We start from the raw sequence: 15,754 nt of genomic DNA, 5'->3' as shown, positions 1-15,754 counted from the left end.
TGTAAGATAGGCCAAGCTCGGATGCTTTGAATATCTGGTCTTCATGTTGAATGGAGAAAGATGATTTGCCATTGTGAATGACATTGAAACCATTCTCGGTTATCTGGTTGATGAAGTCGGATGGGCTGGAAGCATTGTTAAGGAAATCACTCAAAGCGTCTTTCATTTGTTTCTTGTTAGAAATAACGCCACGAACGTCAAGCATTCTTTCTTTTGTTGATGGATGCTTGTCTTTGTATTTCTTGTTGATAATGTCTTTCTTATCTTGCAGTGTTAGCTCTTTTATTTTGTCGAGTTCATCCATGTCTCTTGAAATTCGATTTTCGGGAACTATTAGATTGTATTTTTGTTCAAGCTTTTCACATTCTCTTTCAATAACACGGTAGTCATTGCTGACGTTGTAACACTTGCCATTAAAATCTTTTAAAGCCCACACAATATGAACATGAACCTCATCTGTATCAATGTGAATACCCAACGCATACTTTCTATTTGAAAGGTTGTGCGTTTGTTCATAGAGTTCTTTTACTATCTGCTTCGCTTGTTCAGGGGTAACGTTATCATTGGTATGAAAGCTGACCATATCGTGCTGACTTCTAACTGATTGCTTTCTGCCCTTTGTTCTAACAGCAACATCATTTTCGATGGATGTTGCAATAGCATTCGCAATTTGTCTTTTGGATGAGTTCATAGGTGTGTAGATGTTGCTTTCGAACAATACACATCCCTCATCTTTGTGAAAGTATTTAGAAGCCTTATATACTCCTGACCTGCTTTTCTGGGTGCTCAATCTTTTCCTTATCATATATCGCCTTTGATTGTTATTTTCTCCTTTTTCAAACTTTCAAGTCTATTTGTCAATACGCCCATGTTCTTATCTAATTTGCTCAGAACATCTAAAATGTCTTGGTTTGGTTGCTTCCCTGAATTCAACGCTGCTGCTATTTGATTAAGGTTATTGCCAATCTGACTGAATATTTTTTCAATGGTGACTATATCCTCTCTTAACTTTGGACTACATACTTCTATGACTTCATTTATTCCATTATTTATAATATGGGAAATAAATTTTACCTGTGTCATCTTTAATGCTGCTCTTTGTGTTTCGAGTAGCTGAATATCATCTTTTGGAAGTCTAAAATTTAACTGATTACTTTTTCTTTCTTTATCACTCATACAATCCTCCATATTGATTGCTATACATTTTTCAAACGTAGTGCGAAAAATCGAGCGTAAATGTTAGTAAGTGAACGAAGTGAACTTGCTATACATTTACATTGCTCGCCTGTAATGTTTTCGAACTACTAATATCAAGTTAACATATATTAAAATGTTTTCAAGTTGTATAGCTTTCAATAAGCCAGATAACAAAGAATGAAAGTGTATAGCAACGTATAGCAGGCATTAAAAAGGCCACCTAATTAGGTAGCCTCATGAATGATGACAACAATAAAAAATTATACTGAGAATTTATATTGTAGGTGTTTAACAGCATCCATTTTAGATGCTGGGGTTGGGCCTTCCGAATATCTATCGAAAGTCATTCTTAGCAGTCCATCAGCTTTGTGGCCAACCAACGAAATGATGACAAGGTTCTTAACATCAGCACGCTCTAATGTAGTGATTACAGTTTTGCGAATGCTATGGAAAACACATTTTTTATCAAAACCTAAATCTGTCTTGAAGATTGAAAATTGATTACCTAAACCTTTCGATTTGGTTTCATACTTCCCACCTTTGCTTGTCTTCAACAAATACCCATCGTCCGATGAACTAACAAGCCGTTTGACCGTTTCCATGAGAACCGGATGAATTGGCACAAAACGAACGGATGCTTGTGTTTTACCTTCTGTAATATGAAAACAATCCACACCATCCTCTTTAACAACTGACGATGTTTTTAAACGGCATATTTCTTCAATGCGTGCTCCCGTATAGGCCGCTATCTTAATCAAATCGGCTAATTGACGCTTTCCTTTTTCAACTGCTTTACTATGCAAGGTTTCAACCTCTTCCGCCGTAAAAGCACGTCTTTCATCTTTTTTGAGTGTTCCACGTCTAACTTGGCTCAATTCATGACTTTTGAAAGGATTGATTGGATAACGTTCTTTGAATGGTGGTTCTTTTTTAATCAAGAAATTATAGAAGGCATTAAACGAAAACAAATATTGTTTCTTTGTCTTCGATTCCAGATTTTTTGAAATCAAGAATGAAGCAACTGCCTCATAATCCAGCAATAAGTCCTCAGCTTTCAAAAAGGCATCAAGTGCTTTAATTCTCTTTATATGTCTATCAACTGTATTCAAGTCTACTTTTCGTTGATTTAATTCATAGTTATAGAAACCATCAAGGCGACTTTTGAAAAATGGGGTTTTTGGTGAGTAGTCCGAACGACCTGCTGCAATATCAATTGCTTCATTAACAAGGTCGATGCTTAACTTCTTATCTTGTGTATATTGGATTACTTCAAAACCCATTTTTGTTTCATTGTTTGCGGGTTTCCCCTTAATTTTATCTTGGTTTATGGCCCTTTGATGCTTTTCAACTATTTGAAGAACATCATCACGGAAATTGCCGATTTCACCCCTACGGGCTTTTTCGATTTCGGTTTTCCACTGCTGCAACCATCGTAGTTTGAAAATATGGGCTTCCGAACGATTGCCAGTTTTGAGGCTTTTAGTCAAAACCTTACGCCCGGAAAAGGCTTCCCGTGCGTCTTCTGGAACGTCCAGACGGACGTAGTAGGTGCCGGATTTCAGGACTAAAAAATCGGTCATAGCAAAAGCCTTCGCTAGTCATTTCTACCCAAAATTCTACCCAAAATTTCTACCCAAAGCCACTGAAAGCCTTTAAACTCGCGGCATTGCTGGGTCTTATGATGTTTTTGAGGGAGTTCGAGTCTCCCTCGGGGCACCAAGTTTAAGAAAGGTCTTGCTTAGCAAGGCCTTTTTTTTCGCCCCCAAAAAAGCCCCTGCACGCCACCACCCTCTGTAGGAGCCAGCTTGCTGGCGATCGCTTTTCTCTTTCCACACTTCACCCCAGCTCGACCCTTTCACAAGGATTCCCCCCATGGAATTACACCTGGAAACCGTCGCCCTCTACTCCCTCAAACTCGCCTACGAAACCGAAGACCAAAGCCCGATTTTGCGTGATGACCTGGTGATGGGTGATTACCAGCGGGATGTGTTTGAGCTGCTGGTGCGGCGTGGGGATGTTGAGGGGATTCAGGTGAAGGTGGGTGAGTGCGTGGGGTTGGCGTTGGAGGCGGTTGGGGGTGTGGATAAGCCGTTGGGGCGGGAGTTGGGGAGGTTGGTGGGGGAGTTTGCTGGGATTCAGGTTATGGAGCAGCTTAGTGCCCCGTTGAATGCGCTAAAGGACTATTTGAAAGATATTCAATGAGAAACCCTCATTTTCTAGGACATTCCAATAGCTGGCGCGCTCTATGCCACTTCCAGCAATCGATCATTTTTTGCTCAAGAGTACTTTTTACTCGCATCCTTTAAATCAAATGATAGGATCTGATCCGGATTGACAAATCTCGCTCAGCCTCGATGCCTTACTAGCGAATAGACCAAAACAAATTTTTTGATACGCCAGGATAATGTATGGATAGCGAGCTTATTACCTCGAAAAAAATCGCCCCCGCCTCATCCGAAAGCCTGATGTACAGCATCATTTCCCCAAAAACAGTAGAAACGCTAGGAATGGAGCACATCATCAATATTCTTTTAAGCGTTCTGGTTGGTAGTGACCAAGAACGAGAGGCGGTGCAGGCCCTTCAAGCTGCGGAAGAATACTTGAATGCAAAAAACGGCATCAATCCATAACCACAAGCGTAGTACGCTCGCAAAGTACGGCGCACCCTACCTGCTAGCCCATTGTTTTTAATGAAGTTTTTGCCGCCAATAGTGGCCAGTTGCTTTCCCACATCAAAAAGTATAGGATCGTGCTCGCATAAGCGTACCGCTTACATGCAGCAGTCGACACTCAATGATCCTGGTTTTGCTCTTTAAATGGAGCGTTTACAAGATTGCATATTTGTAGACATGTCCGGAGGGAGCCCCGCACCTCCGCCCCCTCCTAACCCGGAGGAGCTTGGAACGGTAGATTTAGCCATGTGAAGGATGGCAGCTGCCAGAGATCTAGGTCGATGAATGCAACATCCTTCACTGAACCCTAGCGTATGGGTTGGCTAAATCTATTTTTAAAACGGAATTTAGCTATTGATCGCCTTAAACCCTAAAAAAATTTCAACTGAGTCTATTGCAAGCGAGGAAAACCTATGCCGAGCATTAGACATCACAATGCAAGAGCTAGTCTTTGCGAAAAACCTACCGGAAGATGAAAAATATCAATCGTCCTCGGTAGAAAAAAGTGATGGCAGTTTAAGAAAAATATTCAATCCTGATTTTCGCATTCGTAAAATTCAGCGTCGCCTTAATAAAAGAATTTTTTCAAACGCAAATATTATACGGTGGCCTGACCATCTATACGGCTCAATCCCTAATCAATCCAACGAAAATGAAGAATGGATAAACAAGGACTATGTGTCGTGCGCAGCAAAGCATTGCGGCGCAAAAAGCATCTTGAAAGTCGACATAAAAGATTTCTTTGACAATATTCACAGAATTTTTGTACATGACATATTCCTAAATTTCCTCAAATTCGGCCCTGAAGTATCGGAAACCTTAAGCAAAATATGCTGCATGAATGATCATATTGTGCAGGGAGCACTAACTTCTAGCTACTTAGCAAGTCTAGTGCTATATGATGTGGAAGGATATGTAGTTGAAAAGCTGCAACGAAAAAACCTTGTCTATACACGACTCGTCGACGACATAACAATTTCTTCAAAAATATCAAACTATGACTTTAGCTACGCCTTAGACTTAGTAAAAGGAATGCTTTCACAAAAAGAACTTCCTCTAAATCAAAAAAAGACGAAGATTCAATACACTTCAAGCGAACCGCTAACAGTACACGGGCTCCGCATAGCATTTAAACAGCCGCGCCTTCCATCAGACGAAGTAGCTCGAATACGGACAGCTGTAAAGAATATAGAGACTTTAGCCTCTGAACGTGGCTACAGAACGACCCATGCTTATCGGCACGATTTTAATCGATGTATGGGACGCGTGAACAAACTTAGTCGCGTAAACCACGAGAAGCACGAAAGCTTGATAGCGCGCTTACTAAAGGTATATCCGCTACCCTCAAAAAAAGATATAGAACGCGCCAAGAAAATAGTTTCCAGACTCGAGAAAGACTATTCAACAAAAAAGGACACATACTGGTACAACCGTCGATTCTATACAGCACACGAACGGTTAAACATCTTAAAGCGGTCCTTCCCTTGCGTTACAAAAGAATTAAGAAGAAGAATACAGCCACTTAGGCCTAACTATGATTAAAAAACTCAATCAGAGTCTAAGAACCTACCCTACATTAGGGGCATTAATTTTCACCCTTGGCACTGTGGCTTTTTGTGGTTTCTCAGTCAGCCTTGTTATCTTCATTAAAACCGGCTTCTCTGAAGCAGTATTCTCTAAAGAGTTTTGTTTTACAAATGCTTGCGTAAAAGACACATTGAAAGTTTACAGCCAACCCTTGCTTATACTTAAAGAAACATTGAACCTTTTAGTGGCTTTAGCTACCGTAGGCGGCATTATAGTTGCGCTTTTAAGTTATTTGAATAGCGTTGGCGCAACCGCACTAAGCAACCACATCTCGCACTTTTCTATATTCCAAAGTTATTTGAGCAACGAGATCTCAAAGAGAGATCGGCTTTCGGCGTCATCCATCGACACCTTCCTTTGGTACAACGCAATATTCTTCAAGTCAAGATCCGGACTAACAACTGTATCGCCCGATTACGTATTATTAGTCAATTTAATTAATGACGAGATAAAAAAGTCCAATTCCCAATCTGAAAAAGTAGTAGATGGATCGTTTCGGTATCGCCCGCATCAAGAGCGCATTATTCAATGTCTTAAAAATATCGGAATCGTCCTGACGCACCAACCTAGAAACGAGTTTTACGAAATTGAAGACCAGATATTTTCCTTGATAATTACCGTAAACAAGTCATTTTGCTACTCAGATATTGTCCCAACAATCATCAAGAGAAAATACATATAAAAAAATGGCAGATTTACCTTAGCTTTCCTTTTTAAGCCAATCCGCCACTTTCAAAAATCAATTAACGACAAGCTTTCTCACAAACAATTTAATAGCTCCATGATGACTAAGTCGCCTTAACTGTGGAAACGGATGACCCTCCCTCTGAAACGGCCGCTGAAACCCCACGTCAGTTAGACATCTTCTGCACTAAATGCTTTGGCAATTAACCCCCCCATCAACAAACTTAAAACCAAACGATACAGAACATGAAAGACATAAAATCAGGAAGAGACATCAATATTCACGGCGACCTTACGATTAACGACAACTCGCCATCGTATAAACTTCTTATACACTGCAGCAACGAAGAACTAATTGAAGAAGAAAAACACAGGCGTCGTAACCTTAACAAGGAAAAAACTGCTAAATTCAGAAGATTCATCCCAATTTGGGCTTTTTCAGCATTAGCACTTGCTTTTGCTGCTTTTTGGTTCTGGCTGCACGGAAAAATGGATGTATTTTCCCTTCTCATAGGTGTCGCAGGGTTAATATTGGGATTCTCTTCACTTAACATGTATGAAAAACCAAACGAATTCGAACAAAGGCAAAATAACGCCCTGGAAGAGATTCACAACATACTTCGTGATCGAGATGCTAGATAGAACTCACCTTCAAACATCCTACATATTCTAAATGTCAAATAACGATATAGCAGGATGTTGGTTGCCTTCGATTGTGTACTGACAAATCAATCTTTTATTTCTGCATTGACGCTAATTGGTACCAATAGTTTCTGAGGTTGCAGCAACGAGATTCGCAGGATACTCTTTCACCCGTCGCTGCCAATTCAGCGACCGGGTGTGAGAGCCCGAAACAATCAAGGCGCAAAGCGCCCCAAAACCTGTCGTGGCGTTTTTTTTCGTCCGCGATAAGGCTTTATGGCGGCTGTGCGTGGGAGACCTTCGGGTCTACCGGTTTCCTTGATTGCCGGTTTCTCACCCCACGCACGGCTGTCACCCAAGCCCGTGAGAAGGCTCGTGGCAGCTCCGGTAATCAAGGAGTTAGATCATGTGCACTAGAAATCCGTACAAAACCTGGCCTTTCCCTCTACGCAATCCCCAATCGCGTAACCCCCTCCCCCATTGCCTCTCCCTCACCGGAGGTGGCCAATGACCGAACAACCCGAACTCAAAACCATCGGCCTGACACCCGCGATCTATTGCGCGGATCAACCGTTGTTCCATGTCACTCGCGACGTCCCGCTCGGTGATGCGTTGAGCATGGCTTCCGATTTTCTGTTTCTTGCCAAGGCGCTGACCAAGGACTCGGCTTTTATCAGGGACACGGATTATCACGCCTGGGCGGCGCATTATTTGACGGCGATGAGTAAGGCGCTGGTCGATGATGCGGTGAAGGTGTTGACGCGGGATCGGACGGCTGTGCCGACACCGAAACGGGCTGAGGCGCAGGCTGAGGAATAGTCGTTGTATCGCAGTGAGGTTAGCCCCGAGTGAATCGGGGCTTTCAGATCACTGTTGCTCCCCCGTGTTGTGAATGTGTGCACAACATCGGCCATCGGTCCCCATCACTGGCGTTTCCCCCATACGAATCTAAGGTCAAATGACCATTCGACGAGGGACCGCAGATGATCAGGGCGCCGCTCACCGGCATCATGTGTTTTGCCGTCAGCCTCGCGGTGTTTGCGGCGGACGATAAGGGTCAGGACGGTTACTGGTACGTGCAGACCAGTGCCTACACCAAACACTGGACCCACGACCCCGAACACAACAACCATCAGGAATTGGTCGGCGTGGAGCGTATCTACGGCGATGGTTTGCTGTGGGGCGCGGCGACGTTCAAGAATTCGTTTTATCAGCGCTCTTATTACGCCTACCTGGGCAAGGTCTGGGAGGATGAGCAGTATCCGGTTTACGTGAAGCTGAGCGGTGGTTTGATCGAGGGTTACAAGGGTGAGTACGACGACAAGATTCCGCTGAATCATTTTGGGGTCGCGCCGGTGATCATTCCGTCGTTTGGTGCCCATTGGGGGCCGGTGGCGGCTGAGTTTGTGGTGTTGGGTGCGGCGGCCGGGATGGTGAATGTGGGGTTGCGGTTTTAGGGTGTTTGCGAGGTGTGTAGTGGCTGGCGGGGCCTGCGTTTGGCTTAACTGACAGGCATCAGGGCTAGCCCCGGGGTTTCGGGGCTTTTATGGGCGCTCGTCAGTCGGGCAGCCGGTCAGATCAAAGCAAATGCTGAGATATCAGCTTCGACACTTCCACCATCGACGTCTTGCCGGTGAATTCGAATTTCACTTTCCCAAGCGATGAGAAGTAAATCTCCAGCTCGGAATCCAGGTCGAAGGTGCCTGAGGTTTCCACCGAGTACGCCACGATGTTTTTGTACGGCAATGAGGTGAAGTCTTTCTTGCTGCCGGTGATGCCCTGGACGTTGACCGAGATGATGCGTTTGTTGGTAAAGACCACGCCGTCGCGCATGGATTTGTAGGCATCGATGACGTGTTCGCCGTCGATCAGCAAGGCGGACACGCGTTCGGCGTATTCGTCGTTTTGCTTGAGTTTGAAGAATCCTTTGTTGTTGAAATCAATCATCTGGCTTTCCTTGTTAATGAAATGAACGGCTTGAGCCTGACTTCATAGCGGATTTCGCTCGATATTGCAGGCCCCATAGAGGCATCAAGCCGCCGATCACTTAGCGTAAACCAGAACATCAAAATGGCGCTTCATGAGACCGTGGAAATATGACTCGGTCCCGTACATCCAAGCGTTTTACATGCACTCGACTGAACGCATTGGCTCTTATGATCACTTGAACATCATTTGGCGTATCACTACTTTCGATTGCACTGAAGTCAATATCTCTACCCCGCTTCAACGCATCAGCATTTCTTGTATAAACCCCCAAAACGCCGCCCTCCCTTTGCCTTGAGTACCTCGCCGCGGTTTTCTTGAACGGGCTGGTATACAGCCCGGCACCTTCTGTGGCGCGGGGATTCCGCCCTTGCCGATCGAGATCGAGGCCAAAAATCAGGCTATTGTGATTTTTGACATCGGAGCCATGCATTCCAATCAAGGTGTCTGCAAAATTGGGATTTTGGTTGTTATCAAACTGAATGAGTGATGGCGCGGACCGCCTTCTTCTTGCAACCATCTCGGTGGCTGTCAAGGGAGGTTGAGGCCGGTGCAAGGGCATCAGCATTTCGCCAAATTCTTGCTGGATCTTTATGTGTAAGGGCTTATAGGGTTTGGCCACTGTTCCAAGTAAATAAGCCTTCATTGCAATGAGACTTACCCGCCCCGAGGGATCGATTCGATTAGGGGGATTGCCTGCGCAATATCCGTAAGCATTCAACCCGCCTTTTCCGAACGGGCTCAAACTGTCCGGACGATTAAAGCGCATCAAAATCGGATTGAACTGCCGGTAGCCATTGCCCAAATGATAGTGCCCAGTCGTCACGTCCGGTCGTTCGCCGTTGTATCCGAGCAGGCCAAGCAAACTGCTTTCCGCGTGACGGTAACCATAGGGTGTATAGGCAAATGCATGAGGTCGTGTCTTGTCGATGGCGACAAGCACCGATCGCTGCTGATCAGTTACCAGCAGACTGGTTCCAACACTGGAATCTGAGTGCTTTTGTTGCGCCAAAAGCTGTTCATCAAATTGGAAGAAAATGTGCTGGCCCGTGTCATGGATTTCGGTGGCCAAGCGGGTTTTGCAGTAGAAACGCTGAATAGCGGATTGACTGAGAGATTTGCTCTCGACCAAGCGATCCAGTGGGTCGTAGTGATATCGACACAACGGGATTACACGAAATGACGTTGGCATTGTCGATTCTCTAAACGATGCTTATGACCAGCATCGTATTTTTTTCAATCGTTGCCCACTACCAGAACTGCTAGGCCTGAGTCTCCAAAATTCCATAGCTGTTCCATGTCACTCGCGACGTTCCGCTCGGAGAGGCATTCCAAAAGTTAAAGCACGAAAGCAGGCCCTCGTCGCATCCCGGGGTGTATTAACGTTTCTGATCCCCGGTTTTACCCCCAAATCTGATGCTTTTTTCTGACACACAACCCTAGTTATATATCCCCCATCGACAAGCCCTTCCCGGGCATTGCGTCGTTGAGCATATCCCCCGCACCACGCTCATCTAGACTCAATGGATAGTCGTAGGCAGAACCGAACACGTCGCTTTTGTGCTGGTATAGAAAAAGCGCCGTGGCAAGCTGCCTTAATGCCCTTTACGAGGCACGGCGAAGACCGTGCCGGGCACAACAAGATGCCCGCCAAGGGTGCCCTGGCCACCGGCCGAAGCCACGATACCGTGACGTGGTGTGAATGCCGCAGCCGACACTTTCGGACAACCGACAACCATAGGGTTTGTCCGTGACCGTGAGGATTGCTGAATGCCTGATGAGAGTTTGCACCTGTCTGTGGTCGACACTCTGCTGGAGCGCCATAAGGGCACTCCCGGCGCGCTGTTGCCGATTCTTCATGATATTCAGGAGCGCATCGGCTTTATCCCCGATGCCGCCGTCCCCGAGATTGCCCATGCGCTGAACCAGAGTCAGGCCGAGGTTCGCGGGGTGATCAGCTTCTACCATGACTTCCGTACCGCGCCGCCGGCCCGCCATATTCTGCGCTTGTGCCGCGCCGAGTCGTGCAAGAGCCGCGGGGCCGAGCAGTTGGCGGCGCAGTTGCGCGATCGTCTGCAACTGGATGACCACGGCAGCAGCACCGATGGCAGCATCAGTTTGCGGCCGGTGTATTGCCTGGGCGCTTGCGCCTGTTCGCCGGCGCTGGAGCTCGATGGCCGGGTGCATGCGCGGCTCAGTGCCGAACGTCTGGATGCCCTGCTCGATACTTGCCGGGAGGACGCGTGATGCCGACTCTTTATCTGTCGACCGATTCGCTGGCCCGTGCGGTTGGCGCCGATGAGGTGTCCACGGCGCTGATCACTCAGGCCAAAGAACGCAATTTGCCGCTGGAGCTGCAGCGCACCAGTTCCCGTGGCCTGTACTGGCTGGAACCGCTTCTGGAAGTGGACAGCCCGCAAGGCCGGATCGGCTTCGGTCCGCTGACGGCGGCCGACGTGCCGTCCGTGCTCGAGGCGCTGCAAGCCCCCTCCTCCAGCCATCCACTGGCCTTGGGCCTGGTGGAAGAGTTGCCTTATCTCAAGACTCAACAACGCCTGCTGTTCGCCCGCGCCGGCATTACCCGGCCGCTGTCCCTGGACGATTACCGAGCTCATGGCGGTTTCGAGGGTTTGAGTCGGGCTGTTGCCATTGGCGGCGAGCAGACTGCGACCGCTGTTTTCGATTCGGGCCTGCGTGGCCGTGGCGGCGCGGCCTTCCCTGCCGGGATCAAGTGGCGCACGGTGCGTAGCGCTGAGGCTGTGCAGAAGTACATCGTGTGCAACGCCGACGAAGGCGACTCCGGCACCTTCGCCGACCGCATGCTGATGGAAGGCGACCCTTTCCTGCTGATCGAAGGCATGGCCATTGCCGGTCTCTGCACCGGCGCCACCTTCGGCTATATCTATGTGCGCTCGGAATACCCGGATGCCGTGGCCACCTTGCGCCAGGCGCTGAACCTCGCGCGTGAGGCCGGTTACTTGGGCGCGAATGTCGGCGGCAGCGGGCAGGCGTTCGATCTGGAAGTGCGCGTCGGTGCCGGTGCGTACATCTGCGGTGAAGAAACCGCGCTGCTGGACTCGCTGGAAGGCAAGCGCGGGCTGGTTCGTGCCAAGCCGCCGATTCCGGCGCTCAAAGGTTTGTTCGGCTTGCCGACGCTGGTGCACAACGTGCTGACGCTGGCCTCGGTGCCGCTGATTCTGGCCAAGGGTGCGCAGTTCTATCGCGATTACGGCATGGGCCGTTCCCTGGGCACGATGCCGTTCCAACTGGCGGGCAATATTCGTCATGGCGGGCTGGTGGAGCGGGCGTTTGGCCTGACTCTGCGCGAGCTGGTGGATGGTTACGGCGGAGGCACCGCCAGTGGTCGACCGCTTAAGGCTGCACAAGTGGGCGGCCCGCTGGGCACCTGGGTGCCGCCGTCGCAATTCGATACGCCTTTGGATTACGAAGCCTTCGCTGCCATGGGTGCGATGCTCGGTCACGGTGGCGTGGTGGTCGCGGATGACAGCCTCGATATGGCGCACATGGCGCGCTTTGCGTTGCAGTTCTGCGCCGAAGAATCTTGTGGCAAATGCACCCCTTGCCGGATCGGCTCGACCCGCGGCGTCGAGGTGATCGACCGTCTGCTCGCAGCACCGGACCAGAGCGGTCGCGACGAGCAGGCGATCATCCTCAAGGATCTGTGCGACACCCTGCAATACGGTTCGCTGTGCGCGTTGGGCGGCATGACTTCTTATCCGGTCGCCAGCGCCCTCAAGTACTTCCCCGCCGACTTCGGCCTGCAAGCCTCGGAGGCCGAGCAATGATCACTGTATTCGATCCGAAAACCGATATGGATCTCGGCACACCCGCTCGCGAGAGCGATGTGCAGATCACCCTGAACATCGACGGTCGCAGCATCACAGTGCCCGAAGGTACTTCGGTGATGCGCGCCGCTGCGCTGATGGGCACTACCATTCCCAAGCTTTGCGCCACCGACAGCCTGGAAGCCTTCGGCTCGTGCCGCATGTGCCTGGTGGAGATCGACGGCATGCGCGGTTATCCCGCGTCCTGCACCACGCCTGTCACCGAAGGCATGACCGTGCACACCCAGACGCCGAAGCTGGCGACCCTGCGCCGCAACGTCATGGAGCTGTACATCTCCGATCACCCGCTGGACTGCCTGACCTGCTCGGCCAACGGTAACTGCGAGCTGCAAACCGTGGCGGGCCAGGTCGGCCTGCGCGAGGTGCGCTACGGCTACGAAGGCGAGAACCATCTGAAGGATGTGAAGGACACCTCCAACCCGTATTTCGATTACGACCCGAGCAAATGCATCGTCTGCAACCGCTGCGTGCGCGCCTGTGAAGAAACCCAGGGCACCTTTGCCCTGACTGTCACCGGGCGTGGTTTCGAGTCGCGGATTTCGGCGGCTGGTGGCGAGGATTTCCTTGATTCCGAATGCGTGTCTTGCGGCGCCTGTGTGCAGGCCTGCCCGACCGCGACGCTGATGGAAAAAAGCGTGGTCGAGCTCGGTCAGCCTGAGCGCGCCGTGATCACCACCTGCGCCTATTGCGGTGTGGGCTGTTCGTTCCGCGCCGAGATGAAGGGCGACCAACTGGTGCGCATGGTTCCGGACAAGAACGGCCAGGCCAACCACGGCCACTCCTGCGTCAAAGGGCGTTTTGCCTGGGGCTACGCCACTCACCCGGATCGCATCACCAAACCGATGATCCGCAAGAACATCAGCGATCCGTGGCAGGAAGTCAGCTGGGATGAAGCGGTGAACTACGCCGCCAGTGAAATGCGTCGTTTGCAACAGAAATACGGTCGCGATTCCATCGGCGGCATCACCTCCAGCCGCTGCACCAATGAAGAAACCTATCTGGTACAGAAACTGGTACGCGCAGCGTTCGGCAACAACAACGTCGACACCTGCGCGCGGGTCTGCCACTCGCCGACCGGTTATGGCCTGAAACAAACCCTGGGCGAGTCCGCCGGCACCCAGAGCTTCGACTCGGTGATGCAGGCCGACGTGGTGCTGGTGATGGGCGCCAACCCGAGCGATGCCCACCCGGTGTTCGCTTCGCAGCTCAAACGCCGACTGCGTGAAGGCGCGCGCTTGATCGTCATCGACCCACGACGTATCGACCTGGTGGACACGGTACATGCCCGCGCCGAGGTGCATCTGGCGCTGCGCCCGGGCACCAACGTCGCAATGCTCAACGCCTTGGCTCACACGATCATCACTGAAGGCCTGCAAGACCAGGCGTTTATCGATGCCCGCTGCGAGGGCAGTGATTTCGCCCGCTGGAGCGAGTTTGTCAGCCGTGCGGAAAACTCGCCGGAAGCCATCAGCCCGATCTGCGGTGTACCGGCTGCCGACATCCGCGCTGCAGCCCGCCTCTACGCCACCGGCGGCAACGCGGCGATCTACTACGGCCTGGGCGTGACCGAACACAGCCAGGGCAGTACTTCGGTGATGGGCATCGCCAACCTCGCCATGGCCACCGGCAACATCGGCCGCGAAGGCGTGGGCGTGAACCCGTTGCGTGGGCAGAACAACGTGCAGGGTTCGTGCGACATGGGATCGTTCCCCCACGAGTTGCCTGGCTACCGGCACATTTCCAACGTGGCGGTGCGCACCGAATTCGAGCAGGCGTGGAACGTCACCCTGCAACCCGATCCGGGCCTGCGTATTCCCAACATGTTCGAGTCGGCGCTGGCCGGCAGCTTCAAGGGCCTGTACTGCCAGGGCGAGGACATCGCCCAGAGCGACCCGAACACCCAGCACGTGACCGCGGCCCTGTCGGCCATGGAATGCGTGGTGGTGCAGGACATCTTCCTCAACGAAACCGCCAAGTTCGCCCACGTGTTCCTGCCGGGCAGTTCGTTCCTGGAGAAAGACGGCACCTTCACCAACGCCGAGCGCCGTATCTCGCGGGTGCGCAAGGTGATGGAGCCACTGGGCGGCAAGGCCGACTGGGAAGGCACCGTGGCCCTGGCCAATGCCTTGGGCTATCGGATGGACTACAAGCATCCATCGGAAATCATGGACGAAATCGCCCGCCTGACGCCGACCTTCACCAACGTCAGCTATGAAGAGCTGGAGCGCCACGGCAGCCTGCAATGGCCGTGCAACGCCCAGGCGCCGGACGGCACGCCGACCATGCACATCGAAGAGTTCGTGCGCGGCAAGGGGCGGTTCATGCTCACCGGTTATGTGCCCACCGAAGAGAAGGTCAACAGCCGTTATCCACTGCTGCTGACCACCGGGCGCATCCTCAGCCAGTACAACGTCGGTGCGCAGACACGACGTACCGAGAACGTCGCCTGGCATGACGAGGACCGCCTGGAAATCCACCCGACCGACGCCGAGAGCCGAGGCATCAACGAAGGCGATTGGGTCGGCATCGGCAGCCGCAGCGGCCAGACCGTGTTGCGTGCGCGGGTGACCGAACGGGTGGCTCCGGGCGTGGTGTACACCACCTTCCACTTCCCGGAATCGGGGGCCAACGTGATCACCACCGATAACTCCGACTGGGCGACCAACTGTCCGGAATATAAGGTTACGGCCGTGGAGGTCAGCCGCGTTTATCACCCTTCCGAGTGGCAGAAACGTTATCAAGCGTTTAGTGATGAACAGGACCGTTTGCTGAAGGATCGCCGTCAGGCACGGGGCGATAAAGCGGAGGTACGTCGATGAGCACGGACAATTTGATCAAGATGGCGAACCAGATTGCCCAGTACTTTGCCAACGAGCCGGACCAGCAGCAGGCAGTGCTCGGTGTGAGGAATCACATACAGATGTACTGGACGCCGGGGATGCGCAAGGAGTTGCTGGCGTGGCAGACGGAACATAAGGGGGCGGAGTTGCATCCGCTCGTACAAACAGCCGTGAGTGAGGCTGGCTGGGAGGCCTGAAACCCAATCCCCTACCCCTGCCCTGTAGGAGCCGAGCTTGCTCGCGATGGAGGCCAACGATGACACGGGCATTCAGACACCCC

Annotated in this window: 16 protein-coding genes; 11 read left to right on the top strand and 5 right to left on the bottom strand. The window is 51.0% G+C overall.

The window, feature by feature from the left end; translation table 11 throughout:
• The 3 genes from ACW9JE_RS21085 to ACW9JE_RS21075 all read right to left on the bottom strand — a co-directional run.
• Positions 1-790: relaxase/mobilization nuclease domain-containing protein (locus ACW9JE_RS21085; protein WP_457433817.1), on the bottom strand; the 790-nt coding region annotated here is incomplete at its 3' end.
• Positions 791-801: 11 nt separating this feature from the next.
• Positions 802-1,176 (bottom strand): plasmid mobilization relaxosome protein MobC, encoded by a 375-nt coding sequence (gene mobC, locus ACW9JE_RS21080; RefSeq protein WP_033050921.1) that lies wholly within the window; start codon positions 1,174-1,176, stop codon positions 802-804.
• A 281-nt stretch (positions 1,177-1,457) separates the two neighbouring features.
• A complete protein-coding gene (locus ACW9JE_RS21075) occupies positions 1,458-2,777 on the bottom strand; it encodes a DUF6538 domain-containing protein (RefSeq protein WP_028624202.1) in 1,320 nt (439 codons plus the stop codon).
• A gap of 292 nt (positions 2,778-3,069) precedes the next feature.
• On the opposite strand from ACW9JE_RS21075, the gene ACW9JE_RS21070 reads away from it, so the two are divergent.
• The 7 genes from ACW9JE_RS21070 to ACW9JE_RS21040 all read left to right on the top strand — a co-directional run bounded on the left by ACW9JE_RS21070 (position 3,070) and on the right by ACW9JE_RS21040 (position 8,239).
• The gene (locus ACW9JE_RS21070; protein ID WP_457433816.1) at positions 3,070-3,399 is read left to right on the top strand and encodes a hypothetical protein; all 330 of its coding nucleotides are present in this window, start codon (positions 3,070-3,072) and stop codon (positions 3,397-3,399) included.
• A gap of 206 nt (positions 3,400-3,605) precedes the next feature.
• Positions 3,606-3,827 carry a hypothetical protein gene (locus ACW9JE_RS21065; RefSeq protein WP_457433815.1) on the top strand — a complete coding sequence of 74 codons (222 nt, stop codon included), beginning with the start codon at positions 3,606-3,608 and terminating at the stop codon, positions 3,825-3,827.
• A 396-nt stretch (positions 3,828-4,223) separates the two neighbouring features.
• A complete protein-coding gene (locus ACW9JE_RS21060; protein WP_457433814.1) occupies positions 4,224-5,411 on the top strand; it encodes a reverse transcriptase family protein in 1,188 nt (395 codons plus the stop codon).
• Positions 5,404-6,138 carry a retron Ec48 family effector membrane protein gene (locus tag ACW9JE_RS21055; protein WP_457433813.1) on the top strand — a complete coding sequence of 245 codons (735 nt, stop codon included), beginning with the start codon at positions 5,404-5,406 and terminating at the stop codon, positions 6,136-6,138. Before ACW9JE_RS21060 ends, ACW9JE_RS21055 begins: the two co-directional genes overlap by 8 nt.
• A gap of 248 nt (positions 6,139-6,386) precedes the next feature.
• Positions 6,387-6,782: a hypothetical protein gene (locus ACW9JE_RS21050; protein WP_457433812.1), complete on the top strand. Its 396-nt coding sequence runs from the start codon at positions 6,387-6,389 to the stop codon at positions 6,780-6,782.
• Between the two features lie 507 nt (positions 6,783-7,289).
• Positions 7,290-7,601, top strand: coding sequence for a DUF3077 domain-containing protein (locus tag ACW9JE_RS21045; RefSeq protein WP_224533661.1), 312 nt, complete (start codon positions 7,290-7,292; stop codon positions 7,599-7,601).
• Between the two features lie 164 nt (positions 7,602-7,765).
• Positions 7,766-8,239 (top strand): sn-glycerol-3-phosphate transporter, encoded by a 474-nt coding sequence (locus ACW9JE_RS21040; protein WP_457433811.1) that lies wholly within the window; start codon positions 7,766-7,768, stop codon positions 8,237-8,239.
• Between the two features lie 121 nt (positions 8,240-8,360).
• Here the strand turns inward: ACW9JE_RS21040 and ACW9JE_RS21035 are convergent, their stop codons facing one another.
• The gene (locus ACW9JE_RS21035) at positions 8,361-8,729 is read right to left on the bottom strand and encodes a PH domain-containing protein (protein ID WP_095193791.1); all 369 of its coding nucleotides are present in this window, start codon (positions 8,727-8,729) and stop codon (positions 8,361-8,363) included.
• Positions 8,730-8,847: 118 nt separating this feature from the next.
• Positions 8,848-9,960, bottom strand: coding sequence for an RHS repeat-associated core domain-containing protein (locus ACW9JE_RS21030; RefSeq protein WP_457433810.1), 1,113 nt, complete (start codon positions 9,958-9,960; stop codon positions 8,848-8,850).
• 578 nt (positions 9,961-10,538) lie between these two features.
• Between ACW9JE_RS21030 and ACW9JE_RS21025 the strand changes: the two genes are divergently transcribed.
• Genes ACW9JE_RS21025 through ACW9JE_RS21010 form a run of 4 tightly spaced genes read left to right on the top strand, consistent with a single transcriptional unit; the run spans position 10,539 to position 15,671 of the window.
• On the top strand, positions 10,539-11,015 hold the full coding sequence (locus ACW9JE_RS21025; RefSeq protein ID WP_457433809.1) for a formate dehydrogenase subunit gamma: 477 nt from the start codon (positions 10,539-10,541) through the stop codon (positions 11,013-11,015).
• Entirely contained in the window at positions 11,015-12,574 is a 1,560-nt protein-coding gene (locus ACW9JE_RS21020; RefSeq protein WP_224533664.1) for a formate dehydrogenase beta subunit, read from the top strand. The genes ACW9JE_RS21025 and ACW9JE_RS21020 overlap by 1 nt, the downstream gene beginning before the upstream one ends.
• On the top strand, positions 12,571-15,453 hold the full coding sequence (fdhF, locus tag ACW9JE_RS21015) for a formate dehydrogenase subunit alpha (protein ID WP_457433808.1): 2,883 nt from the start codon (positions 12,571-12,573) through the stop codon (positions 15,451-15,453). Before ACW9JE_RS21020 ends, fdhF begins: the two co-directional genes overlap by 4 nt.
• Complete coding sequence (locus ACW9JE_RS21010; protein ID WP_224533666.1) at positions 15,450-15,671, top strand: formate dehydrogenase subunit delta; 222 nt, start codon at positions 15,450-15,452, stop codon at positions 15,669-15,671. The genes fdhF and ACW9JE_RS21010 overlap by 4 nt, the downstream gene beginning before the upstream one ends.
• The last annotated feature ends 83 nt before the right edge of the window (positions 15,672-15,754 follow it).

This window comes from Pseudomonas sp. SDO55104_S430 (assembly GCF_054070595.1).
Note: the sequence above shows the minus strand (reverse complement) of the source record. Positions and strands in the feature narration are given on the sequence as shown.

Bases quoted from the DNA above. Each gene is read 5' to 3' on its own strand.
- ACW9JE_RS21070 (WP_457433816.1), top strand. From the start codon at position 3,070: ATGGAATTACACCTGGAAACCGTCGCCCTCTACTCCCTCAAACTCGCC.
- ACW9JE_RS21055 (WP_457433813.1), top strand. From the start codon at position 5,404: ATGATTAAAAAACTCAATCAGAGTCTAAGAACCTACCCTACATTAGGG.
- ACW9JE_RS21035 (WP_095193791.1), bottom strand. From the start codon at position 8,729: ATGATTGATTTCAACAACAAAGGATTCTTCAAACTCAAGCAAAACGAC.
- ACW9JE_RS21025 (WP_457433809.1), top strand. From the start codon at position 10,539: ATGCCTGATGAGAGTTTGCACCTGTCTGTGGTCGACACTCTGCTGGAG.
- ACW9JE_RS21030 (WP_457433810.1), bottom strand. From the start codon at position 9,960: ATGCCAACGTCATTTCGTGTAATCCCGTTGTGTCGATATCACTACGAC.
- ACW9JE_RS21045 (WP_224533661.1), top strand. From the start codon at position 7,290: ATGACCGAACAACCCGAACTCAAAACCATCGGCCTGACACCCGCGATC.
- ACW9JE_RS21040 (WP_457433811.1), top strand. From the start codon at position 7,766: ATGATCAGGGCGCCGCTCACCGGCATCATGTGTTTTGCCGTCAGCCTC.
- ACW9JE_RS21065 (WP_457433815.1), top strand. From the start codon at position 3,606: ATGGATAGCGAGCTTATTACCTCGAAAAAAATCGCCCCCGCCTCATCC.
- ACW9JE_RS21050 (WP_457433812.1), top strand. From the start codon at position 6,387: ATGAAAGACATAAAATCAGGAAGAGACATCAATATTCACGGCGACCTT.
- mobC (WP_033050921.1), bottom strand. From the start codon at position 1,176: ATGAGTGATAAAGAAAGAAAAAGTAATCAGTTAAATTTTAGACTTCCA.
- ACW9JE_RS21075 (WP_028624202.1), bottom strand. From the start codon at position 2,777: ATGACCGATTTTTTAGTCCTGAAATCCGGCACCTACTACGTCCGTCTG.
- ACW9JE_RS21020 (WP_224533664.1), top strand. From the start codon at position 11,015: ATGCCGACTCTTTATCTGTCGACCGATTCGCTGGCCCGTGCGGTTGGC.
- fdhF (WP_457433808.1), top strand. From the start codon at position 12,571: ATGATCACTGTATTCGATCCGAAAACCGATATGGATCTCGGCACACCC.
- ACW9JE_RS21010 (WP_224533666.1), top strand. From the start codon at position 15,450: ATGAGCACGGACAATTTGATCAAGATGGCGAACCAGATTGCCCAGTAC.